General features: G+C 68.2%; 25 protein-coding genes. 9 read left to right on the forward strand and 16 right to left on the reverse strand.

Translation table 11 applies throughout. From position 1 onward, the window contains the following. Nucleotides 1-12: 12 nt before the first annotated feature. From AC1IQ6_RS12280 to AC1IQ6_RS12290, 3 genes are all read right to left on the reverse strand, one after another. Nucleotides 13-366, reverse strand: a complete 354-nt coding sequence (locus AC1IQ6_RS12280; protein ID WP_485866425.1) for a YciI family protein — start codon at nucleotides 364-366, stop codon at nucleotides 13-15. 137 nt (nucleotides 367-503) lie between these two features. After that, entirely contained in the window at nucleotides 504-914 is a 411-nt protein-coding gene (locus AC1IQ6_RS12285) for a VOC family protein (protein ID WP_102775989.1), read from the reverse strand. Next, on the reverse strand, nucleotides 914-1,405 hold the full coding sequence (locus AC1IQ6_RS12290; RefSeq protein ID WP_479731659.1) for a helix-turn-helix domain-containing protein: 492 nt from the start codon (nucleotides 1,403-1,405) through the stop codon (nucleotides 914-916). The genes AC1IQ6_RS12285 and AC1IQ6_RS12290 overlap by 1 nt, the downstream gene beginning before the upstream one ends. A 148-nt stretch (nucleotides 1,406-1,553) precedes the next feature. On the opposite strand from AC1IQ6_RS12290, the gene AC1IQ6_RS12295 reads away from it, so the two are divergent. After that, nucleotides 1,554-1,907, forward strand: a complete 354-nt coding sequence (locus AC1IQ6_RS12295; RefSeq protein WP_479731660.1) for a YMGG-like glycine zipper-containing protein — start codon at nucleotides 1,554-1,556, stop codon at nucleotides 1,905-1,907. Between the two features lie 10 nt (nucleotides 1,908-1,917). Here the strand turns inward: AC1IQ6_RS12295 and AC1IQ6_RS12300 are convergent, their stop codons facing one another. Together AC1IQ6_RS12300 and AC1IQ6_RS12305 are read right to left on the reverse strand one after the other, a co-directional pair. Beyond that, nucleotides 1,918-2,859 (reverse strand): OmpA/MotB family protein, encoded by a 942-nt coding sequence (locus AC1IQ6_RS12300; protein WP_102775992.1) that lies wholly within the window; start codon nucleotides 2,857-2,859, stop codon nucleotides 1,918-1,920. Beyond that, nucleotides 2,856-3,722: a motility protein A gene (locus AC1IQ6_RS12305; RefSeq protein WP_111824951.1), complete on the reverse strand. Its 867-nt coding sequence runs from the start codon at nucleotides 3,720-3,722 to the stop codon at nucleotides 2,856-2,858. Before AC1IQ6_RS12305 ends, AC1IQ6_RS12300 begins: the two co-directional genes overlap by 4 nt. A 245-nt stretch (nucleotides 3,723-3,967) precedes the next feature. On the opposite strand from AC1IQ6_RS12305, the gene AC1IQ6_RS12310 reads away from it, so the two are divergent. Then, nucleotides 3,968-5,392: an NYN domain-containing protein gene (locus tag AC1IQ6_RS12310; RefSeq protein WP_485866426.1), complete on the forward strand. Its 1,425-nt coding sequence runs from the start codon at nucleotides 3,968-3,970 to the stop codon at nucleotides 5,390-5,392. A 17-nt stretch (nucleotides 5,393-5,409) separates the two neighbouring features. After that, nucleotides 5,410-5,916 carry a 2-thiouracil desulfurase family protein gene (locus AC1IQ6_RS12315; protein ID WP_485866427.1) on the forward strand — a complete coding sequence of 169 codons (507 nt, stop codon included), beginning with the start codon at nucleotides 5,410-5,412 and terminating at the stop codon, nucleotides 5,914-5,916. A gap of 92 nt (nucleotides 5,917-6,008) precedes the next feature. Here the strand turns inward: AC1IQ6_RS12315 and AC1IQ6_RS12320 are convergent, their stop codons facing one another. Beyond that, entirely contained in the window at nucleotides 6,009-6,989 is a 981-nt protein-coding gene (locus AC1IQ6_RS12320; RefSeq protein WP_485866428.1) for a Bug family tripartite tricarboxylate transporter substrate binding protein, read from the reverse strand. An 80-nt stretch (nucleotides 6,990-7,069) separates the two neighbouring features. Beyond that, nucleotides 7,070-8,194 (reverse strand): muconate/chloromuconate family cycloisomerase, encoded by a 1,125-nt coding sequence (locus AC1IQ6_RS12325; RefSeq protein ID WP_111824955.1) that lies wholly within the window; start codon nucleotides 8,192-8,194, stop codon nucleotides 7,070-7,072. A gap of 107 nt (nucleotides 8,195-8,301) precedes the next feature. Here AC1IQ6_RS12325 and AC1IQ6_RS12330 point away from each other — a divergent pair, with 107 nt between their 5' ends. After that, nucleotides 8,302-9,183 (forward strand): LysR family transcriptional regulator, encoded by an 882-nt coding sequence (locus tag AC1IQ6_RS12330; protein ID WP_111824956.1) that lies wholly within the window; start codon nucleotides 8,302-8,304, stop codon nucleotides 9,181-9,183. On the opposite strand, the gene AC1IQ6_RS12335 is transcribed toward AC1IQ6_RS12330, so the two are convergent. Next, complete coding sequence (locus AC1IQ6_RS12335) at nucleotides 9,180-9,755, reverse strand: hypothetical protein (RefSeq protein WP_485866429.1); 576 nt, start codon at nucleotides 9,753-9,755, stop codon at nucleotides 9,180-9,182. The genes AC1IQ6_RS12330 and AC1IQ6_RS12335 overlap by 4 nt on opposite strands. Nucleotides 9,756-9,872: 117 nt before the next feature. Continuing rightward, complete coding sequence (locus tag AC1IQ6_RS12340; RefSeq protein WP_111824958.1) at nucleotides 9,873-10,334, reverse strand: carboxypeptidase regulatory-like domain-containing protein; 462 nt, start codon at nucleotides 10,332-10,334, stop codon at nucleotides 9,873-9,875. Between the two features lie 72 nt (nucleotides 10,335-10,406). Between AC1IQ6_RS12340 and AC1IQ6_RS12345 the strand changes: the two genes are divergently transcribed. The 3 genes from AC1IQ6_RS12345 to AC1IQ6_RS12355 all read left to right on the forward strand — a co-directional run bounded on the left by AC1IQ6_RS12345 (nucleotide 10,407) and on the right by AC1IQ6_RS12355 (nucleotide 11,844). Continuing rightward, the gene (locus AC1IQ6_RS12345) at nucleotides 10,407-11,033 is read left to right on the forward strand and encodes a TetR/AcrR family transcriptional regulator (protein WP_102776001.1); all 627 of its coding nucleotides are present in this window, start codon (nucleotides 10,407-10,409) and stop codon (nucleotides 11,031-11,033) included. A 176-nt stretch (nucleotides 11,034-11,209) separates the two neighbouring features. After that, nucleotides 11,210-11,536: a type II toxin-antitoxin system RelE/ParE family toxin gene (locus tag AC1IQ6_RS12350; RefSeq protein ID WP_485866430.1), complete on the forward strand. Its 327-nt coding sequence runs from the start codon at nucleotides 11,210-11,212 to the stop codon at nucleotides 11,534-11,536. Further along, nucleotides 11,533-11,844, forward strand: coding sequence for a helix-turn-helix domain-containing transcriptional regulator (locus tag AC1IQ6_RS12355; RefSeq protein ID WP_209166344.1), 312 nt, complete (start codon nucleotides 11,533-11,535; stop codon nucleotides 11,842-11,844). The genes AC1IQ6_RS12350 and AC1IQ6_RS12355 overlap by 4 nt, the downstream gene beginning before the upstream one ends. A 2-nt stretch (nucleotides 11,845-11,846) precedes the next feature. Here AC1IQ6_RS12355 and AC1IQ6_RS12360 read toward each other — a convergent pair whose 3' ends face one another. The 7 genes from AC1IQ6_RS12360 to AC1IQ6_RS12390 form a co-directional block, all read right to left on the reverse strand. Then, nucleotides 11,847-13,241 (reverse strand): M20 family metallopeptidase, encoded by a 1,395-nt coding sequence (locus AC1IQ6_RS12360; RefSeq protein WP_485866431.1) that lies wholly within the window; start codon nucleotides 13,239-13,241, stop codon nucleotides 11,847-11,849. Continuing rightward, complete coding sequence (locus AC1IQ6_RS12365) at nucleotides 13,238-14,212, reverse strand: ABC transporter ATP-binding protein (RefSeq protein WP_485866432.1); 975 nt, start codon at nucleotides 14,210-14,212, stop codon at nucleotides 13,238-13,240. Before AC1IQ6_RS12365 ends, AC1IQ6_RS12360 begins: the two co-directional genes overlap by 4 nt. After that, nucleotides 14,209-15,198, reverse strand: coding sequence for an ABC transporter ATP-binding protein (locus AC1IQ6_RS12370; protein WP_102776005.1), 990 nt, complete (start codon nucleotides 15,196-15,198; stop codon nucleotides 14,209-14,211). The genes AC1IQ6_RS12365 and AC1IQ6_RS12370 overlap by 4 nt, the downstream gene beginning before the upstream one ends. A 1-nt stretch (nucleotide 15,199) precedes the next feature. After that, a complete protein-coding gene (locus AC1IQ6_RS12375; protein ID WP_102776006.1) occupies nucleotides 15,200-16,105 on the reverse strand; it encodes an ABC transporter permease in 906 nt (301 codons plus the stop codon). A gap of 1 nt (nucleotide 16,106) precedes the next feature. Continuing rightward, nucleotides 16,107-17,024, reverse strand: coding sequence for an ABC transporter permease (locus AC1IQ6_RS12380; RefSeq protein ID WP_102776007.1), 918 nt, complete (start codon nucleotides 17,022-17,024; stop codon nucleotides 16,107-16,109). Between the two features lie 67 nt (nucleotides 17,025-17,091). Then, entirely contained in the window at nucleotides 17,092-18,666 is a 1,575-nt protein-coding gene (locus AC1IQ6_RS12385) for an ABC transporter substrate-binding protein (protein WP_111824962.1), read from the reverse strand. Between the two features lie 63 nt (nucleotides 18,667-18,729). Next, nucleotides 18,730-19,446, reverse strand: a complete 717-nt coding sequence (locus AC1IQ6_RS12390) for a GntR family transcriptional regulator (protein ID WP_102776009.1) — start codon at nucleotides 19,444-19,446, stop codon at nucleotides 18,730-18,732. Between the two features lie 197 nt (nucleotides 19,447-19,643). On the opposite strand from AC1IQ6_RS12390, the gene AC1IQ6_RS12395 reads away from it, so the two are divergent. Both AC1IQ6_RS12395 and AC1IQ6_RS12400 read left to right on the forward strand, forming a co-directional pair. Then, the gene (locus AC1IQ6_RS12395; RefSeq protein ID WP_111824963.1) at nucleotides 19,644-20,825 is read left to right on the forward strand and encodes a pyridoxal-phosphate-dependent aminotransferase family protein; all 1,182 of its coding nucleotides are present in this window, start codon (nucleotides 19,644-19,646) and stop codon (nucleotides 20,823-20,825) included. 11 nt (nucleotides 20,826-20,836) lie between these two features. Further along, a complete protein-coding gene (locus AC1IQ6_RS12400; protein WP_210405774.1) occupies nucleotides 20,837-21,892 on the forward strand; it encodes a serine hydrolase domain-containing protein in 1,056 nt (351 codons plus the stop codon). The last annotated feature ends 48 nt before the right edge of the window (nucleotides 21,893-21,940 follow it).

Genomic DNA, 21,940 nt, shown 5'->3' on the forward strand with positions numbered 1-21,940 from the left:
GGGCCACGGCGGCTACATGAAGCAGGGGCCCAGCTCGCGCACCTCCACCGTGGCCCATTGCGCGGCCGGGCACTGCGCCGCCAGCGCCAACGCTTCCTCGCGCGTCTCGCAGCTCAGCAGGAAGAATCCCCCGATCATCTCCTTGGCCTCGGCATAGGGGCCGTCGACCAGGGAGCGCTCGCCGTCGCGGATCTGCAGGCGCACCGCCTCCGAATCCGACTTGAGCGACTCCGCGCGCACCAGCAGGCCGCGCGCCTGCAGGTCCTCGGCATAGCCGACCATCTGCGCATAGGCCTCGCGGCCTTCCTCGGGCGTGCGCTGGGCGCGCTGGCCCGCCGGTTCGACGATCAATAGCAGGTACGACATCGGAGCTTCCTGGACGGACGACGGATCGGGTCCGCCAGATTACCGCCGATCGCGGCGGTTTCGCCATTGTTTTCGCAGCCGGATTGGGCTGGCCGTCCTGCAAGGAGGTCCGGTGCTGGACCTCGGCGGGTACGTGCTCAGGTTCGTGGCGCCTGGATCATTTTCCAGCCATTGCCGGCGGGATCGCGAAAGCCCGCGTCGATGCTGCCGTAGCGCTCCATCGGCTCCTGAGTGAATTCGACCCCGGCGGTCTTCAGCCGGGCATATTGCGCGCGACAATCGGAAACGTGCAGGACCAGAGGCGGCATGGCGCCCTTGGCGACCATGGCGAGCAGGGTTTGCGTGGTGGTGTCGTCGTGCACCGGCGGGCCGGGCCTGAACAGGCCGAGCTGGAAAGAGGGCTGGTCGGGATGCTGGACCGTCAGCCATCGGTACGGCCCGTTCTGCACGTCGGTATGGACCTTGAAACCGAGCTTGCCGACATAGAAGGCGAGCGCCTCGTCCTGGTCGTCGACGTACAGGCCCACCACATTGATTCCTGGATTCATTAGACCTCCTGGGTTGGTGTGGGCAATGTAGTCCTGCTCTTGCGGCGGCGCTTCTCCAAAACTGCGGTTTCGAGTTCAGGCCGCAACGCGGCTTTCAGAATACAGGCCGGCACCGGGGCGAGCTGTTCGTGCGAAGTCCGGGCCTGACGGCGCACGGCGCCGGGGCTGTGGCCGGTCACGTCGCGAAACACGCGGCCGAAGCTGCCCAGACTCTCCCAGCCGCTGGCGTAGGCGACGTCGGTAATGCTGAGCGCGGTGTCGCGCAGCAGGGCCGTCGCGCGTTCGATGCGCCGGGTCAGCAGATAGCGGTGCGGCGGCAGGCCGAAGGCCTGTTTGAAGCTGCGGGCGAAATGCGCTTCGGTGACGCCTGCCACCGCGGCCAGACGCTCGACCGGCCAGGCCTCGTGCGAGGCGGCGTCGATGCGGTCCTTGGCGCGCAGCAGGCGGCGCAGCAGGGCGGGGGCCATGGGTTTGGGCGTGGCGGGCGGCATTTGTCCAGTTTAGGCGCTGGAAAGCGACTGAAACAGCTTATACACCCGGTATCCCAGCCAGCAGGACTGACACACGGCGGCGATGCTAATTTGGGTCCCGATCGTGCGATCCCCGTGGGGCGGGGACGCCGGCTACAGGAGAATAATCATGGCCATCACCAAACGACTGATTCAAGCGGTACTTGCGGGCGCGCTGGCGCTGGGCGTCAGCACCACGGCGCTGGCCGACCGCGAGACGCGCAACACCGTCATCGGCGCCGGACTGGGCGGCGTGGCGGGTGCGTTGCTGTCGGATGGCGATCCCTGGGTCACCCTGGGCGGCGCGGCGGCCGGCGGGGTGCTGGGCAATGTGCTGACGGACGATAACGACCACCGCCGCGGCGGCCGACGCCACTGGGACCGCGACCGCGGCCGCGACCATCATTCGTACCGGCGCGCCGGCTATCGCGGCGATGACGGCTATCGCGGCCACCATCGCTCTTACGGCCGCCATCGCCATTGAGGACGGCGGTTCAGGAACGCGGCGCGGCGGGACCCTGCGCCGCCTTCTGCGGCGCAGTGATATCCATGATCAGTTCCACGCGCCGGTTGGCGGCGCGGCCCGCGGCGGTGTCGTTGGATTCGAGCGGGCGGGTTTCGGCGTAGCCGACCGCGCGCAGGCGCTGCGGCGCGACGCCGTCGCGCACCAGTTCGCGCAGCACGCTGGTGGCGCGGCTGCTGGACAGTTCCCAGTTCGAGGCGAACTGCCGGGTCTGGATGGGCACCGGGTCGCTATGGCCTTCGACGGACACCTGGTAATCGTTTTTGTTGAGGATGCCGGCCAGGCGCTTGATGACGTCCAGCCCGGCCGGGCTGAGGGTGGCCTGGCCGGACGGGAACAGCAGTTCGTTGCTGATGCGGAAGCTGACCGATTGTTCGTTGATGATGACGTCGACCGAGTTGCCCAGGTCGGCCAGGCCCAGCGATTCCTTGGACGGCGCGCGCAGCGGCGGCGCGGCTTCGGCCACGATCTCGCCTTCCTGCTCGGGCGCGGCGTCGGCCACGGCGGCCGCGGGCGGCGCGGCCGGGGCCGGCGGCTCGGCCCAGCTGGCCGGGATGGCCACGGCGTCGAATTCGGAATATTCGCCTTCATAGGCCGGCAGGCCGCTGGCGGCCAGCGAGCCGACCAGTTGCACCGGCTGCTCGTTGCCGAAGAAAGCCAGGCCCTGCAGGCGGGTCAGCGCCAGCAGCACGACCAGCAGCGCCAGCAGCAGCGTGATCAGATCCAGGTAGCTGAGCAGCCAGTGTTCGGATTCCGGTTCTACGTTGTCCTCGACGTGCCAGCGGGCGTAGCGGTCCTGGCGGCCGCTTCTGCCCTGGCGCCAGGCGCCGCCGGCGGCCGCCTTGCGGGCGCGCAGCTCGGCCTGGCGGGCCTGTTCGATCCGCTCGGCCAGGGTGGGCGAGATCAGGCTCATTGGCGCGCGGCGGCCGGGCGGGCCAGGGGCACGGAACGGACGGCGGGCTTGGCCGCGCCGTCGGCCTTGGGCTGGGCCGGCTCCTGCAGGCCGCCGTCATGGATTTCGTCTTCGATGTGCATGACGAAGGAATTGAGCGTTTCGCGCACGACGGCGGGGCCGCGCTTCTCGCACATCATGGCGATGCCTTGCAACACCATGTTCATGGATTCGACGCGGCGCGCGGTGCGGCGCTCCAGTTTCAGGGCGATGGGCTTGCACACCAGGTTGGCCAGCAGGATGCCGTAGAAGGTGGTCATCAGGCCGATGGCCAGCTGCTGGCCGATGGTCTGAATGCTGCCGTCGCCCAGCACCGACATCAGGTTGATCAGCCCGACCAGGGTGCCCAGCATGCCGAAGGCGGGCGCGAAGGTGGCCATGACGCGGAACATCTGCGCTTCGGCCTGTTCGCGGGCGCGCAGGCGCGCCACGCGCCATTGCAGCAGTTCGATGATCTGGTCTTCCGGGGTATTGTCGATGATGAGCTGCACGCCGGTGCGCAGGAAGGGATTGGAGACTTTTTTCAGCGCCTCTTCGACCTTGCGCACGTCGGTGTTCATCCAGAGCTGGGCCATGGTCACCAGTTCGTCGATGTCGCGCTGCTGGTCGTGCTGGTCGTTGCGGAACACGGTGCGCACCAGCTTGAAGATCCGCACCACCTCGGACAGCGGATAGGCGATGAACAGCGCCGCGCAGGTGCCGCCGAGCACGATGGCCAGCCCGGGCAGGTTGATGTAGAGGCTGGGGTCGGTGGCCGCCAGGGCCACCACGATGACCAGGGTGAACAGGCCGACGGCGGCGCCGATGAGGGTAGACGGATTCATGGATCTTGCCCGATAACGAAGGCGCTCCGCGCGCGGAGTGCCGGAATTTCGGGAAATTCTAGCCAGGACCGGCGCCGCTCAATCGGCCGGAAAGCGGGGCGAAATAGGCCGTAAGCATCGGCTTGGCCTGCGCGCCCGCGCTGCCTGGCGATCCGTCAAAATGGGGGCGGACCGGCGGATATGTATATCATGAGCGGCATCTGGCGGCGCCTCGCCCGGCGGCCGCCGCCGAACTGGAGCAAAACATGAACAACCCCAACGAAAGCGTCAGCATGGCGCTTTTCTGTGATTTCGAGAACGTGGCGCTGGGCGTGCGCGACACCAAATTCCACAAGTTCGACATCCGGCCCGTGCTGGAACGCCTGCTGCTCAAGGGCAGCATCGTCGTCAAGAAGGCCTATTGCGACTGGGAGCGCTACAAGGAATTCAAGGCTCCCATGCACGAGGCCAATTTCGAGCTGATCGAGATCCCGCACGTGCGCCAGTCGGGCAAGAATTCGGCCGACATCCGGCTGGTGGTGGACGCGCTGGACTTCTGCTACACCAAGTCGCACGTCAACACCTTCGTGATCATCAGCGGCGACTCCGATTTTTCGCCGCTGGTGTCCAAGCTGCGCGAGAACGACAAAAAGGTGATCGGCGTGGGCGTGAAGCAGTCCACCTCCGACCTGCTGATCGCCAACTGCGACGAATTCATTTTCTATGACGACCTGGCGCGCGAAGGACAGCGCGCCGCCGAGGCCCGCCGCGACAACCGCGGCGCCAACGGCGGCCAGCGCCGCACGCCCGACGAGGAACGCCGCCGCAAGGAAGAGCAGGAGGCGCGCCGGACCCAGGCCGTCGAGATGGTGGTCGAGACCTTCGAGGCGCTGGTGGCCGAGCGCGGCGACAGCGGCAAGATCTGGGCCTCGGCGCTGAAGGACGCGCTCAAGCGCCGCAAGCCGGATTTCAACGAGTCCTACTACGGCTTCCGGGCCTTCGGCAACCTGCTGGAAGAGGCGCAGTCGCGCGGTTTCCTGGAAGTGGGCCGCGAGGAAAAATCCGGCACTTATGTGTACCGCGACAGCGCCGGCGGCGAGCCGGCCGGGCGTCCTGCGGCGCGCGCGCAAGCCAGCGACGCCGCCGAAGCGCCGTCCGCCGCCGCGGCGCCGGAAGCCGCCGGCGCCAGGCCGGCCCGCAATGCCCGGGGCGGGCGCAAGACGTCCGGCCGGGGCGCGGGCCAGAAGCCCGACGCCGCCCCGCGCGAAGAATCCGCCCCGGCTGCGGCCGAGGCCTATGCGCAGCCGGAGGCCCCCAGGCCGGCCGACGCGGCGCCCCCTGCCGTCGCCGCGCAACTGCCGCCCATCCCCAAGCCCGCTCCGCCGCAGCGCCAGCCTATGGCCGTGGTCGCACCGCCGCCCGTGGTCGACGTGACGGAATGGACCTTCGTCAAGCCGTCGCCGCAGATCGAGGAGCCGGCGGCGGAACCCGCGCCAGCCCCCGCCAAGCGCGCCCGCGGCGCCCGCAAGACCACGCCCAAGGCCGCCGAGGCCAAGGCGCAAGCGACCGCCGCCGAACCCGCGGCCGCCGCGCCTGCCGAGGCCGAGCCGGCCGCCAAGCCCGCGCGCAAGACGGCCCGCAAGACCGCCGCCCCGCGGCGGACGCGCAAGGCGGCCGAGGAATCCTCCTGAGCCTGCCGGAATTGCGTATGGAATACGTGCTGGTCAGTTCCTGCCTGCTGGGCAAGCCGGTGCGCTACGACGCGCGCGCCGTCTCGCACGACAACGCGGTGCTGGCGCGCTGGCTAAAGCAGGGCCGCGTGGTGGCCGTCTGTCCCGAGGTCGCCGGCGGCCTGCCCGTGCCGCGTCCGCCCGCCGAGATCGAGCCGGGCGCCGCGGCGGCGACGGTGCTGGCCGGCCGCGCCCGCATCGTGGCGGTGTCGGGAGAGGACGTGACCGCGCCCTTCGTGCAAGGCGCGCGCGAGGCGCTGGCGGCAGCGCGCCGCCATGCCATCCGGGTCGCGGTGCTCAAGGAGGGCAGCCCGTCCTGCGGCAGCGGTTATGTGTACGACGGCCATTTCGCCGGCAACAAGATCCCCGGCTCGGGCGTGACGGCCGAACTGCTTGCGCAGGCGGGCGTGCGCGTGTTCAGCGAACACCAGTGGCGCGAAGCCCGGGACTGGCTGGCGCGCCTGGAGGCGGGCGACGGCGCTTAGCGCGCCGTTCCGCGGTCGGTCATGCAGGATTGCAGCATGCGGTTGTAGGTGTCGGCGCCCGCAGCCGTCGCCGCAGGGCCTGTCCCGGTGCATCAGTTGATCTTGATGTTGCGTTCCTTGACCAGGGCCTTCCACTGCGTGGTTTCCTTGGCCAGATGGTCGCGCAGTGCGTCCGGGCTGCTTCCGATAGACTCCGCGCCGATCGAATCCAGGGTTGCCTTCACCTTCGGTTCCACTAACGCATTGCGCATGGCTTCGTTCAGCCTGGCCACCACTTCCGGCGGGGTGCCGGCGGGGGCGAACGCCGCGAACCAGGGCATCAGTTCGTAGCCCGGCACGCCGGCTTCCCGCAGGGTCGGCACGTCAGGCAGGGCGGCGGAGCGCTTGGCCGTGGTGACGGCCAGCGCGCGCAGCTTGCCGCTGACGATGTGCGGCTTGGCGGACGTGATGCTGTCGAACATGTAGTCCACCTGGCCGCCCAGCAAATCCGCCACGGCCGGGCCGCTGCCCTTGTAGGGCACGTGCAGCATGTCGACGCCCGTCATCGATACGAAGAGTTCGCCCGCCAGATGGATCGACGTGCCCACGCCGGCCGAGGCGTAGGTGTAGTGGCCGGGCCGGGCTTTCGCCTTGGCGATCACGTCCTGCACGCTGGTCGCGCCGGTGCGGGCCGGATTGGTGACCAGTACGTTGGGCACCACGGCCAAGAGCGAGATAGGTGCGAAGTCCTTGATGGGGTCGTAGTTCAGGTCGGCGTACAGCGCCGGATTGACGGCCATGCCGTTGGCCACGATCAGGATCGTGTAGCCGTCGGGCTTGGCGCGCGCGACCGAGGCCGCGCCGATGTTGCCGCCCGCGCCGGCGCGATTCTCGACGATGACTGACGTGTTCAGCTGCTTGCCCATGGATTCGCCCAGCGTGCGGGCGATGCTGTCCATGGCGCCTCCCGGCGGGAAGGGCACGATCCATTTGACCGGACGGTCAGGGTAGCCGTCGGCCAGCGCGGCGGACGCGCCGCCCAAGAGCGATAGGGCCAGGATGACGCGGGCAAAGGGTTTGAACAGGTGGCGCATGGTCGTCTCCGTAGTGCATGAATTATTGTGGGTGCGCCCTTCGAGGCGGGCGCGGCCGGATGTCGCGTGTCTGCGGTCCGTCAGCGGTCCCGCCGGTAGAAATTCAGCTTGTCTTCGTCCAGCGTCAGCCCCAGGCCGGGGCCGTCGGGAAGTTCCAGTTCGAAATCGGCGTAGCGCGGCGGATTGACGACGATGTCGTCCTTCAGCAGCAGCGGACCGAACAGTTCGGTGCCCCAAGACAGGCGCGGCAGGCAGGCAAAGCCGTGCGCCGACGCGATCGATCCCACCGAGCCTTCCAGCATCGTGCCGCCGTATAGCGACATGCCGGCGGCATCGCCCACCGCCGCAGTGCGCAGCATCTCGTGCAGGCCGCCCGACTTGGCGATCTTCAACGCCAGCACGTCGGCCGCGCCTTGGCGCGCGATGTCCAGCGCGTCTTCCGGGCCATTTACGGCTTCGTCCGCCATGATCGGGACGACGAAGCGCGCGGCCAGCCGGGCCATCCCGGCCAGGTTGGCGCGGGCTATGGGTTGTTCGATCAGGTCCACGCCCGCCGCTTCCAGCCGCGCGATGGCGCCGGCCGCATCGGCCTCGTTCCAGGCCTGGTTCACGTCCACCGTCACGCGGGCGCGGTCGCCCAGCGCCTGCTTGATGCGCGACACGTGCGCCACGTCTTGCGACACGGCGCGGCGGCCCACCTTCAGTTTGAACGTATTGTGGCGGCGGCTTTGCAGCAGCGACTCGGCTTCCTCGATGTCACGGGCGGTATCGCCGCTGGCCAGCGTCCAGAGCACCGGCAGACGGGGGCGCACGGCGCCGCCCAGCAGGGTCGAAACCGGCACGTTCAGCCGCTTGCCCTGGGCGTCCAGCAGCGCGGTTTCCAATGCGGACTTGGCGAAGCGATTGCCGCGGGCCACCTTTTCCAGGTGCTGCATGGCCGCGTGGATGTTGGTGGCGTCCAGGCCGGTCAGTGCCGGAGCCAGATAGGTATCGATTGCCAGCTTGATGCCTTCGGGGCTCTCTTCACCGTAAGACAGGCCGCCAATGGTGGTGGCTTCACCGATGCCTTCGATGCCGTCGCTGCACGTCAGGCGCACGATCACGAGCGTTTGCCGCTGCATGACCGCCATGGCCAGTTGATGGGCGCGGATGGTGGGCAGATCCACCAGAATGGCCTGAACCGAGAGAATGCTTGGCAGATTCATACTTTTATTATCAGAAATGACATGACAGGGGCAGTATGACTTGCGCTTTCCGCTTGAGTCCAAGACTATATGGCTTCCTATTGATATCTATTGGGTATAAATATGCCATGCAACTCAGACACCTAAGATACTTCCAGGCAGTGGCGGAAGAGGGGAGCTTCACGCGTGCCGCCGCCCGGCTGCATATTGCCCAGCCGCCGCTGAGCCGTCAGATCCGCCAGTTCGAGGAAGAACTGGGGGTGCAACTGTTCGAACGCACTACCCGCGCCTTGCGGCTGACGGAAGCCGGGCGCTTCCTGCTGGAGCAATCGCGGCTGTTGACCGCCCGGCTGGAAGAAGTGCTGGAAGGCACGCGCCGTCTGGGGCAAACGCAGCGACGCTGGTTCGGCATCGGTTTTGTTCCGTCTACCCTGTATGGCTTCGTGCCCGAGCTGATCCGCCAATTGCGCAGCGCCGATCCCAAGGTGGACGTCGGCTTGGCGGAAATGACCACGCTGCCGCAATTGGAAGCGCTAAAAACAGGGCGCATCGATCTAGGTATCGGCCGGATCCTGCTGGATGATCCGGCGATCGAACGCCGGGTGCTGATGACCGAACCATTGATGGCCGCCGTGCCGCTGCATCATCCATTGGCGGCGATGGGCAGCGTGTCGGCGCAACGCCTGGCGCAGGAACCGTTCGTGCTGTATCCGGCGCGGCCGCGGCCGAACTTTGCGGACCATGTGCTGGGGCTATTCCGCGCCGCGGGCTACGCGCTGCAGGTCGAACAGGAGGCCAACGAGCTGCAGACCGCGATAGGCCTGGTGGCCGCGGGCGTGGGCGTGTCAGTGGTGCCGGCCTCGGTGCAGCGCTTACAACGGCAGGACGTGGCCCACGTGCGGATCGAAGGCGATGCGTTCGTGTCGCCGGTGATCGTGAGCTACCGCAAGGATGACCAGTCTGCGTTTTTGCAGCGCGCGCTGGCGCTGGCTGCGGGATTGGCAACCTAGTTGGTGTACTCGCGGCCCGCTGCCATGCAGGATTGCAGCATGCGGTTGTAGGTGTCCACCGAGACCTGCGTGGTCCATTGCGAGATGTGCGCCGGGTCGTAGCCGCTCTGGTTCATGGCCCAGCGCTGGCAATCGCTGCTGGCGCCGGCCTGGGGCGAGCCCATGGGCGCGGCCTGTTCGTATTGCGGCGGCGGGATGTATTGCGGCTCGGGAGGCTGATATTGCGGCGTCTCGTACACGGAGTCCGGATAGGTCGGCGCGCCGTAGACCGGCGGGGTGGTATAGCCCACGCCCGGCGCATAGACGCCGGCCTGCGCGTAGGAAGGCCCCGAGTCCGCCGCCAGCAGCAGGCCGATCGCGGCCAGCGCGAACGCGCCGCCCACCCACCAGCCGTCGGAGCTGCTTCCGCCGCCGCCGTGATAGTGGTGATAACCGCCGCCGTAGCCGCCATAGCCGCCGTGGTGGCCGCCGCCCCAATAACCGCCGCCGTGCCTGCCGCCGGCCAGCGCGGGCGCGCTGACCACCGCCAGCGCCAAGGCCAGCGCCGTGGCGCGGACCGAAAACCGATTCATGATTCTGCTCCTGGATCGCCCCGGCCGGCATGGCGCGCGGCAAGAGGCAACATCAATACTTTACTGCTGCGCGGGCGTCACGGGTTGTCGCAAGCGCTACCGGGATTTCAAGCCGTTTCAGGGCTGCGGGCGCGGCGTCAGGGGCGGTTGCGCGCTGTTGCATGAGCGCGACTCGCCGGCCCGCAGGCGCACCTGCGCGCGCGGCTCGAAACCGTCAGGCTCGCGGTTCATGGTTTCGTAGGTTTCATAGCCGGTTTTTTCCACGCACCAGTTCCAGAAATAGGTCTGCGCGCCGTGCAGCATCATCGATTCCGCGCGCCATTCGCGGATCGCGGGAAACGCCGCCGCGCCGTCGGCGGCGCTGCGCGTTTCGTTGCGAAAGCGTTCGCGGCCGTAGGGGTATGCGCTGCTGATCAGCACCACGCGGGCATCCGCCACGGGCCGCTCGGCCTCGTCCAGCACGGTAAGGCGCGCTTCGGGTTGCAGGGTCTTGTAGACGGGGTAGGGAACGCAGCCGGCGCTGGCGAGCGCGAGGGCAAGAACGGGGGCGGCGGGCAGGATGCGTAACGGCAATCTCATCGGCTGGCCGGACGGCGGTCCGGTAGGGGGTTGGCAGTGGCTAAAACTGTTGATAGGTAGTATTTTCTCGCGATGATCACGTTACCACCTTCTCCTGCGTCGCAAGACGAGCGTCTCACCAAAGGCAAGCGCACCCGGCTGCAGCTTCTGGCGGTCGCGGCGGCGGAGTTCGCGCAACGCGGGTTCCAGCACACCCGGATCAGCGACATCGTCGCCCGCGCCGGCGTGACGCAGCCGGTCTTCTACCAGTACTTCAGCAGCAAGCAGGCCGCGTACGACGAGCTGGTGGACATGTTCATGCAGCGCTTGCGCCAGGCCATCGGCCAGGCGCGCCTGCCGGACGACCTGCCCGAGGCCGAACTGGCCGGCCGCATCCGCCAGGGCGTGGGCGGGCTGCTGGACATCCTGCAGGAAGATCCCAACCTGACCCGCATCGGCTTCTTCCAGGCGGCGTCGGCCGAGGCCCTGAAGGACGAACTGGTGGCGATGCTCGCCGACAACGTGCGGGCCGAGCAGCAGGCGGGCCTGTTGCGCACGCAGCCGCGCGCCGACTGGTTCGCGCAGTCGCTCATGGGCATCATCGAACGCTTCACCCGCCAGACCCCCGACGCCGAACAGCGCGAGCGCCTGGCGGACTTCATCACGGACCTGCTGTTGGAAGGCATGCGAATACGGCTGCCGCCCCAGCCCGCCTCCTAGCAGGAGGCTTTTTTTTCGTCTGTGGACGGCCGCGGGGAGCGCGCCGGCTGGACGAAATGCTCACACTTCGTCGGACAGCACGATATCCATAGGCTATGTTCAGGCCGAAGCGAGGCCTGGGACGCGTGCTTGAGGCCTCATGCTTGACTGATATTCGTCTATAAACGAAAATGACCATGTATCGAATCGAGCACTACCTGACTGACGGGCACAAGGATCTTTACATCGATTGGTTGCGGCGTCTGCGCGACATCCGGGCCAAGGTCGCGATTATTCGCCGGGTGGCACGCACCGAACATGGCAATTTCGGTGATCACAAGTTTTGCCGTGATGGCGTCTGGGAGCTGCGTATCGATGCAGGGCGGGGCTATCGGGTGTACTACGCCATGTCAGGTCAACGGCTGGTTTTGCTGCTGTGCGGTGGCGACAAACGTACGCAGCACGCGGATATCGAGCGCGCAGTGCAGTGCTGGCAAGACTGGCAACGGAGAACCGACGAATGAAAAGCAGAGCCCATGACGAAGCAATGGCGGAGCTATACCGCAACGATCCGACGCTTGCGCTGGAAGTCATCAATGACATTCTCCAGGACGGCGAGCAGGCCGAGTTGCTGATCGTGCTGCGCCAGCTCGCGCGCGCCTACGGCGGCGTGCAGGCGGTGGCCGAGCAGGCCCGCCTGAATCCGACCCAGCTTTATCGCACGTTATCGCCCCAGGGCAATCCGGCGTTGAGCAGCCTGATCGCCATACTCAAGGCGATGGGCCTGCGCCTGGCGGTCCAGCCGCTGTCGGCGGCGCGGTCCGCGCCCTGAGTTCAGCGCGCCAGCGCCGGCGTGCCGCCCGCGCCGAGGTCCCAGTACAGTCCCGTCATCAATCCGAGCGCCTGGCGCAGCAGCTCCGGCGGCAGGTGTTCGTTGGGCGCGTGCTGGGAGCAGCCCGGATAGGAATGCGGCACCCAGATCGTGCGCAGGCCCAGCACGTCGGTGAAGATGTCGTTGGGCAGCGAGCCGCCCAGGTTGGGCAGCACCGCGGCCTTGACGCCGACGGTGCGCTCCAGCGATTCCACCGCCCAGCGCACCCACGGGTCTTCCGGGTCGATGCGGGTGGCGCGGAACATGCTTTCGCGGGTGAGCGCGATCTGGACCATGGGAAAGCCCTGGCGGTCCAGGTGGCGGCGCAGGGCGGGGATGAGTTCGTCGGGGTCCACGCCGACCACGAAGCGCAGCTGGCAGCGCGCCCAGGCGCGCGGCGGGATGGCGTTGACGGGGGTGTCGGGGTTGCCGGTCTTGTAGGCCAGCACTTCGAACGAGCACCAGCCGAACACGCGTTCGGCCGGCGACAGGCCGGGCTCGCCCCAGCCGGGTTCGATCTCCGGGCCGTCGGCGCCGCCGTCGACCTGGCAGTCGGCCAGGGCGCGGCGCACCGCCGGCGGCAGTTCCGCGGGCACCCATTCCGGCACGCGGATCTGGCCGGTGGGCGAGACCAGCGTGGAAATCGCGTGCGCCAGCTGGATGCCGGGGTTGGAGATCAGCCCGCCCCAGTTGCCCGAATGATGGCCGCCGGCGCGCGCCTCGATGCTGAGGTCGAAGTTCAGGCTGCCGCGCGCGCCCAGGAATACCGTGGGCCGCTCGGCGCTCAGGCGCGGCCCGTCGGAGGCGATGAGCAGGTCGGCCGCGAGCAGATCGCGGTGCGCTTCGCACAGTTCCCGCAGGCCCATGGAGCCGGTTTCCTCGCCCATCTCGATCAGGTATTTGGCGTTGAATCCGAGCCGGCCGCGCGTCTCCAGCACCAGCCGCAGCGCTTCCATATTGATGCTGTGCTGGCCCTTGTTGTCGGCGATGCCGCGGCCGTACCAGCGGCCTTCGGATTCGGTCAGGCCCCAGGGCGACAGGCCTTGCTTCCATTCCCGCTCCAGCCCGCGTATGACGTCGCCGTGGCCGTAGCCCAGCACGGTGGGCAGGGCGGGGTCTTCGATGCGCTCGGCGTACAGGAACGGCGCCAGCGCCTTGGGATGCGTCAGCGTGCGGCAGGTGAAGCCCAGGGCTTCGAAGGCCGGCCGGATTTCGGCGTCCAGGTAGTCGGCCAGCACGGCCGCGCGTTCGGGGTTCTGGCTTTCGGTGGGCATGGCCAGGCGGCGCGCCAGCAGCGCGCGGAAGGCGCCGGAATCGAAGCATTGCTGGGCCTGGGCGAGGGCGTCTGCGCGGGTCATGATGGGCGGGCTCCATGCTGGGGATCGGAAGGATAGAGATGGCAGGCCACCAGGGCCTGCCCGCGCTGCGCCAGCGCGGGGCGTTCGGTCTTGCACTGGTCCATCGCGTGCTGGCAGCGCGGGTGGAACGGGCAGCCCGCCGGCGGGCGCAGCGGATCGGGAAAGGATAGGCCCAGGCCCATGTCGGGGATGCCCAGGCCCGGTTCGGGCGTGAGCACCGAGGCCAGCAGCGCCTGGGTGTAGGGATGGCGCGGCTCGTGGAACAGGCGGGCGGTGGCGGCGGATTCCACCACCCGGCCCAGGTACATCACGGCCACGTGGGTGGCGATGTGCTCCACCACGGCCAGGTTGTGGCTGATGAAGACATAGGTCAGGTTGAATTCGCGCCGCAGGTCCATCAGCAGGTTCAGGATCTGGGCCTGCACCGACACGTCCAGGGCCGAGGTGGGCTCGTCGCAGATGACGATTTCGGGATGCATGACCAGCGCGCGCGCGATGGCCACGCGCTGGCGCTGGCCGCCGGACAACTGCCCCGGGGTGTTGTGCGCCAGGCGCGGCGGCAGGCCCACGCGCTCCAGCATTTCGATGGCCTTGTGCTGCCTGGGGTTGGCGATGCCGTGCACTTCCAGCGGCAGCGAGACGATGGAGGCGATGGTGCGCCGCGGGTTCAGCGAGGAGTACGGGTCCTGGAACACCGGCTGCACGCGGCGCGCCAGCGCGCGCCGGTTCAGGCCGCGGATGTCCTGGCCGTCGAGCCGCACCGCGCCCTGGGTGGGCGGCGTCAGCCCCAGCAGCATGCGGGCCAGCGTGGACTTGCCGCAGCCCGATTCGCCGACGATGCCCAGCACCGCGCCGCGCTCGACCGCCAGGTCCACGCCGTTGACCGCGTGCAGGGTGCTGCGCGGGCGGAACATGCCGGCGCGCACCGAGAACTGGCGGCTGACGCCTTCGGCTTGCAGCAACGCGCTCATGCCCGGCCTCCCTCTGGATGCAGCACGCAGCGCCAGCGCTGCCCCGTGTCCAGGCCATGCACCGGCACCGCCTGGCGGCAGCGCGGCTGCGCATGGGGGCAGCGTTCGAAAAAGGCGCAGCCTTCGAGCTCGCCCACCAGCGCCGGCACCACGCCGGGGATGGTGCCCAGCGCCGCGCCCGGCGGCGTGCGTCCGGGCACGGGGATGCAGCCCAGCAGCCCCTGGGTATAGGGATGGCGGGGCGCGGCGAAGAGTTCGGCCACCGGCCCTTCCTCGACGATCTGGCCGGCGTACATGACGGCCACCTGCCGCGCGATGCGCGCGACCACGCCCAGGTCGTGGGTGATCAGCACCATGGCGATGCCCAGCTCGGCCTGCAGCTCGGCCAGCAGCCGCAGGATCTGCGCCTGGATGGTGACGTCCAGCGCGGTGCTGGGCTCGTCGGCGATCAGCAGTTCGGGCCCGCACATCAGCGCCATCGCGATCATCACGCGCTGGCGCAGCCCGCCGGAAAGCTGGTGCGGATACTGGCCCAGCCGCTGCGCGGCCGAGGCGATGCCGACCTTCTCCAGCAATTCGACCGCGCGGTCGCGCGCCTGCCGCTGGCCCGCCTTGCAGTGGTGGACATAGTGTTCGGTCAGCTGGTCGCCGATGGCGTAGGCGGGGTTGAGCGCCGTCATGGGCTCCTGGAAGATCATCGCCATCTTGCTGCCGCGCAGCGCGTTGACGCGGCGCGCGCGGGCGGCCGACAGATCCTCGCCCAGCACGGCGAGGCGCCGCGTGCGGCGCTGGGCGGCCTTGGGCAGCAGGCCCATGATGGCCAGCGAGGTCATGGACTTGCCGCAGCCCGATTCGCCGACCAGGCACAGCGTTTCGCCGCGCCTGACCTGGAAGGACACGTCGCGCACCGCATGCAGCGGTCCGCGCGGCGTGGCGATGTCGACGGTCAGCCCCTGCACGTCGAGGACGATATCCGTGCCGCTCATCTCAGGACCTCTCTTCCGGCGCGAGGAGCTGGTGCAGCCCGTCGCCGGCCAGGTTGATGGCGAAGATCAGCAGCGCCAGCGCGGAGCCGGGTATGGCGATCAGCCAGAACGAGAAGAACATATAGGCCTTGGCCTCCGAGATCATCAGGCCCCAGGACGGCAGCGGCGGCTGCACGCCCAGGCCCAGGAACGACAGCGAAGCCTCCAGCAGGATCGCGCTGGCCGCCTCCAGCGTGGCGATCACGATCAGCTGCGGCACCACGTTGGGCAGCACTTCGCCGCGCACGATGCGCCAGGTGGAGGCGCCGGCGGCCTGCGCCGCGGCCACGTATTCCAGCGAGCGGACCTGCTGGGTGGCGCTGCGCATGACGACCGCGTAGCGGTCCCACTTGAGCAGCCCCAGCACCAGGATCACGACCCATAGCGAACCGCCGACGATGGCCACCGTGGCCAGCGCCACCAGGATCACGGGCATGGACAGGCGGGTGGTGATGAGGAAGGACACGGCCATGTCGGTCTTGCCGCCGAAGTAGCCGGCCGCCATGCCCAGAGCGGTGCCGATCAGGCCGGAGATCAGCGCCACGCTGACGCCGATCAGCAGCGAGATGCGCGCGCCGTAGAACAGGCGCGAGAGATAGTCGCGGCCCAGCTGGTCGGTGCCCAGCGGATGCAGCCAGGTGCCCTTGGCATACCAGACCGGCGGCGCGGTGCGGTAGGCGAGGTCCTGGTAATACGGATCGTGCGGCGAGATCCATGGCGCCAGCAGCGCGATCAGCACGATGGCCAGCAGGATGCCGCCGCCGGCCAGCAGCGCCTTGTTGCGCCGCAGCCGCCGCCAGCGCAGGGCGGAGACGGACAGTTCCGGGGGCGCGGCGGGCACGGCGGGAGTGAGGATGGGCGCGCTCATGTCAGGACACCCGGATGCGCGGATCGAGCCAGGCGTTGGCGATATCGGAGGCCAGCGTCAGCAGCACGTACAGCACGGACAGCAGCAGCACGATCAGCTGCATTACCGGATAGTCCTTGTAGGTGATGCTCTGGTAGGCCAGGTAGCCCAGGCCGTCCAGCGCGAAGATGGTCTCGATGACCACCGAGCCGCCCAGCAGGTAGCCCAGCTGCACCGCCGCCAGCGCCACCACCGGCACGATGGCGTTGCGCAGCGCATGCTTGAAAACGATCTTGCGCGCCGGCAGGCCCTTGGCCCGCGCGGTGCGGATGTAGTCGGCGGCCAGCACCTCGATCATGCCGGCGCGGATCAGCCGCATGAAGGCCGGCGCCACGTAATAGCCCAGCGCGATGGCCGGCATCACGAAGTGCTGCCAGCTGCCGCTGCCCGAGACCGGCAGCAGGCGCAGCGTGATCGAGAACAGCATGATGAGGATCAGCGCGAAAAAGAAATTCGGCAGCGCCTGGCCCAGCACCGCCACGGCCAGGCAGAAGCGGTCGACCAGGCTGTCCTTGTACAGCGCGGCCAGCACGCCTAGCGGAATCGACACCAGCAGCGCGAAGCCCAGCGCGGCCAGGCCCAGCATCAGCGTGGTCTCCAGCTTGGACAGGATCAGCGGCCCGGCTTCGGTCTTGAAATACACCGAGGTGCCGAAGTCGCCCTGCAGGATGTGCCAGAGCCAGTCCGCATACTGCACGGCCAGCGGCCGGTCCAGGCCGTAGGTCTTGCGGATCATTTCGATGTCGGCCTGGCGCGCGCCTTCGCCGGCCAGCGCCAGCGCCGGGTCGCCCGACAGGTGCAGCAGCAGGAACGCCAGGATCGAAACCGTCAGCGCCACCAGCAGCGCCAGGCCCAGGCGCCTGATCGTGAAATAAAGCATAGGACTCAGCCTCTTTCGCTTCCGTCTGCGATGCGCGCCGCCGGAACCGCCCGGCGGCGCGCGCCTCTTACTTCCAGCTCATGTCCCAGAAGCGCACCAGTTCGTCCGAATACGGTTTGAAGTTCACGTCCTTGGTGGCGACGTAATAGGCCGGCAGCGTCCAGAGCGGCACCGCGTAGGCCTTCTTGGCGATCAGGTCCAGCGCCTCTTTGTAGGCCGCCTTGCGGGCCTCGGCGTCTATGGTGTGGTCGCCCTTGTCGAGCAGGTCGCGCACCTGCGGGTCGCGGGTGATGTCGTCGTTGCCGAACGAGAAGTACACCGGCGTGGAGGCCGACACGTCGTTGACCAGGTTGGAGCCCCAGGTCTGGTGCGTGAGCGAGGCCTTGCCGGCGCGGATCATGTCGCGCATGGCCGCGTACTGCAGGAAGTTCAGCTTGGCGCGTATGCCCACCGCCTGCAGGTAGTTGATGATCGCTTCGGTCTGGTTGCGCTCGCGGTAGGCCACGATGTCGATGTCGAAGCCGTTGGGATAGCCGGCCTCGGCCAGCAGCTTCTTGGCCTGGGCCGGGTCGTACTTGTAGACCGGCGCGCCTTCCTGGGTACAGCCCACCTGCGACGGCGTGCAGATGGTGTTGATGAGGCCGCCGCCTTCGCCCACGATGTTCTTCAACATGGATTCGCGGTCGATGGCGTGGATGATGGCGCGGCGAACCCGCTCGTCCTTGAGCTGCGGCGCCGGCGTGCCTTCCAGGATGTTCATCTGCATGAACACGATGCGCATGGTGTTGCCCGTGACCATCTGCAGCTGGGGCATGGAGCCCAGCTGCTCGGCCTGGTCCTTGGGCACGCTCATGATCAGGTCTTCGCCGCCCGAGATGACTTCGGCCATCTGCGTCTGGCGGTCGGGTATGAAGCGGATGACGACCTTGCCGATCTTGGGCTGCGCCTTGGGCGAATCCTTGAAGTAGTCGGCGTTGCGCTCCAGCGTGATGGACTTGCCGGGCTGGTAGTCCACCACCTTGTACGGGCCCGAACCCACCGGCTTGGCGTTCATGCCCTTGGGGCCGACTTCCTGGTAGTACTTGGCGGGATGGATGGCGGCGGTGGTGGACAGGTATTCCTTGGCGCCCGGGAAGGGCTCCTTGGTGGTCAGGCGCACCTTGTACTTGTCGATCTTCTCGACCTTGTCGATCCACGCAACGTTCTGCTGCGTCACGGCCTTGTTCTTGGGGTCGGCCACGTAGTTCAGGGTGTACACCACCGAGTCGGCGTCGAACTCCTCGCCGTTGTGGAATTTGACGCCCTGGCGCAGTTCGAACTCCATGGTCTTGTCGTCGACCTGCTTCCAGCTCTTGGCCAGCTGCCCCTTGTACTCGTTGGTGACCGGGTCGCGGTAGAGCAGGGTGTCCCAGACGTTGGCGGCGATGATGACGCCGATGCGCACGTTGTTGAAGTACGGGTCCACGCTTTCGGGCGCCTGGTCGTAGGCCATGCGCAGGGTGTCGTCCTTCTTGCCGGCCAGGGCCGGCTGGGCGAGGACGGCGGCGCAGGCCAGGGCGGCGGCCAGGATCGCGAACCTGGGACGGCGGTGAGACGGGAGTGAAGCAGGAACGATACGAGGGGGGACGCGGTAATCGGCCATGGCGAGGCTCCTGTGGAAGTCACTGCACGTACTGCGTATCTGCTGCGTGTCCGGGCGGGCGGTTCAGCCGGAATCCGGTGCGGGCGGCTGCAAGGTCCTGAGGGCGGCGTCGCACTTGCGCTGCAGGTGTTGGCGCATGATGCCGGCCAGCCGGTCGGCGTCGCGCGCCTCCAGCGCCTCGGCCATTTCGATGTGCTCGCGCATGGCCAGGTCCCACTTCTGGCGGTTTTCGTTGGACACGAAACGCAGGTTCTGGATGCGCGCGTTCTGGGCGTCGTACAGCTGCTTGAGCAGGCCGTTGTGCGAGGCCAGGCTGATGCGCTCGTGGATCTCGCGGTTGAGGCGGAAATACGAGGGCAGGTCGCGGCGCGCGTGGCTGGCCATCATCTCGTAGGTCAGCGCCCGGATCTCGGCGATCTCCAGGTCGGTGGCCCGTTCGCAGGCCAGCCGGCAGGACATGGCTTCCAGCCCGCCGATGACTTCGAAGGCTTCGCGGATATTGGCTTCGGACAGCGCCACCACCTGGGCGCCGCGGTTGGGTTCGATCTGCACCAGCCCTTCGGCGGCCAGCAGGCGGAAGGCCTCGCGCAGCGGCGTGCGCGACACGCCCAGCAGGTCGCACAGCGCCCGTTCGTTCAGGCGCGAGGCCGGCGGGAATTCGCCCTGGATGATGCGCTCGCGCAACTGCCCGGCCACCGTGGCCGGCAGCGTGCGGCTGGCGCCGGACAACTGCGCCGCGGGCGCGGGGTCGGCGTCGGGTAGGCTAAGCGCGCTGCTCATTGGTATACAAAAATTCCCCTGTTTTTCCGCACTATAAACCTGCTTGCCCCGCGGCCTGATGGGTGTATACCCTAGGTTAATTGCGTAAAAACAATGGGATAGAGTGACGGATGCCGTAGGTCCGCACGCCGGGCATACGCTGTTCGTTTGCCGGGCTTTTCGTTGGTATACAAAAACTACTCCATCTGGGGTGACATATGTTCAGCCTGAACCCGCACTCATCCGGCCGCCACTTCCTGCAGATTCCGGGCCCCACCAACGTGCCCGACCGCGTGCTGCGCGCCATCGACCAGCCCACCATCGACCACCGCGGGCCGGTCTTCGGCGCGCTGGGCCTGGAGGTGCTGGCCGGCATCCGGCAGGTGTTCCAGACGCAGGGGCCGGTGGTGATCTATCCGTCCTCGGGCACCGGCGCCTGGGAGGCCGCGCTGGTCAACACGCTGTCGCCGGGCGACCGGGTGCTGATGGCCGAGACCGGGCATTTCGCCAGCCTGTGGCGCAAGCTGGCGGGGCGGCTGGGCCTGGAGGTCGACTTCCTGGAAGGCGACTGGCGCCATCCGGCGGACCCGGCGGCCATCGGCGCGCGCCTGGCCGCCGACGCGCAGCACCGCATCAAGGCCGTGTGCGTGGTGCACAACGAAACCTCCACCGGCGTGACCAGCGACGTGGCCGCGGTGCGCGCGGCCATCGACCGCGCCGCGCATCCGGCGCTGCTGATGGTGGACACGATCTCGTCGCTGGGCTCCATCGACTACCGCCACGACGAATGGGGCGTGGACGTGACGGTGGCGGGTTCGCAGAAAGGCCTGATGCTGCCGCCCGGCCTGTCGTTCAACGCCGTCAGCGCCAAGGCGCTGGCCGCGGCCGACACGGCGCGCCTGCCGCGCTCGTACTGGGATTGGCGCGAAATGCTCGGGCCCAACGAACGCGGCTACTTTCCGTACACGCCCTCGACCAATCTGCTTTACGGCCTGCACGAAGCGCTGGCCATGCTGCGCGAGGAAGGCCTGGCGCAGGTCTACGCGCGCCACCGCCGCCATGGGCAGGCTACGCGCCTGGCGGTGCAGGCCTGGGGGCTGGAGCTGTTGAGCCTGGACCCGGCCGCGCACAGCCCGGCCCTGACCGCGGTGCTGATGCCGCCCGGGCACAGCGCCGACGCCTTGCGCAAGGCGGTGCTGGAGCGCTACGACATGTCGCTGGGGCAGGGCCTGGGCAAGCTGGCCGACCGCGTCTTCCGCATCGGCCATCTGGGCCATTTCAATGACCTGACGCTGTGCGGCGCGCTGGCCGGCGTGGAGATGGGCCTGGCCGCGGCCGGGGTGCCGCATCGCGCCGGCGGCGTGCAGGCCGCCATGGAATTCCTGAAATCGCAACCATAACGAGGCAAGCAATGAACACCCTCATGCAGCAGGCGATCCAGTTCGCCAACGACCACGAAACCGCCTGGGACCGCAGCGTCGACGGCGTCTTCGGCGTGCACCTGAACGATCCGCCGCCCTGGAACCGCCTGCTGGGTCCCATCCACGACCGCGGGCCGGTCTCGGGCGTGGTGGTGGTGGACGGCAAGACCGTCGCCGAGTGGGGCGAGCCCGAGCGCGCCGACCTGACCTTCAGCGTGGCCAAGCTGTACCTGGCGATCCTGGCTGGCGTGGCGCATGACCGAGGCCTGCTGCCGGACGTGGACGAGCCGGTCGGCAGGCGCGTGCCCGGCATCGGCTTCGACAGCGGCCAGAACGCCGACATTACCTGGCGCCACCTGCTGCAGCAGACCAGCGAATGGGAGGGCGAGCGCTTCGGCGTGTCCGACCAGGCCGACCGCTACCGCGCCGTCACCTTCGGCGTGCCGCCCGACGGCAAGAAGGGCGACGCGCGGCCCTTGCAGCGCCCCGGCACGTACTGGGAATACAACGATGTGCGCATCAACCAGCTGTCCTATGCGCTTCTGCACCTGTTCCGCAAGCCGCTGCCCGAGGTCTTCCGCGAGGCGGTGATGCGCCCGATCGGCGCGAGCGAGAACTGGCGATGGGTAGGCTACGACAACGCCTGGGTCGAGATCGACGGCCAGCGTATGCCCTCGGTGCCGGGCGGTTCGCACTGGGGCGGCGGCATGTCGATCAGCGCCCGCGACCAGGCGCTGATCGGCCAGATGCTGCTCAACGGCGGGCGCGCCAACGGCCGCCAGGTGCTGTCGGAAGATTGGATACGCGCCATGCGCACGCCCTGCGACATCGCGCCGTACTACGGCTACCTGATCTGGCTGAACCACGAAGGCCGCGTGTTCCCCAGCGTGCCGGCCTCCAGCTTCTTCGGCGTGGGCGCGGGCAGCTCGTTCACTTGGGTCGAACCGGAACGCAAGATGGTCGTGATCGTGCGCTGGCTGGATTCGGCCCACGCCGACGCCTTGTTCGGCAGGATACTGGCGGCGGTGGACGCGGGCGGGGCGTGACGGGGCCGCGGCGCGCATAATCCGGGGTATGGTGTATCCAACCCCCCA

Source organism: Achromobacter sp. MUI-25009338 (assembly GCF_057359325.1).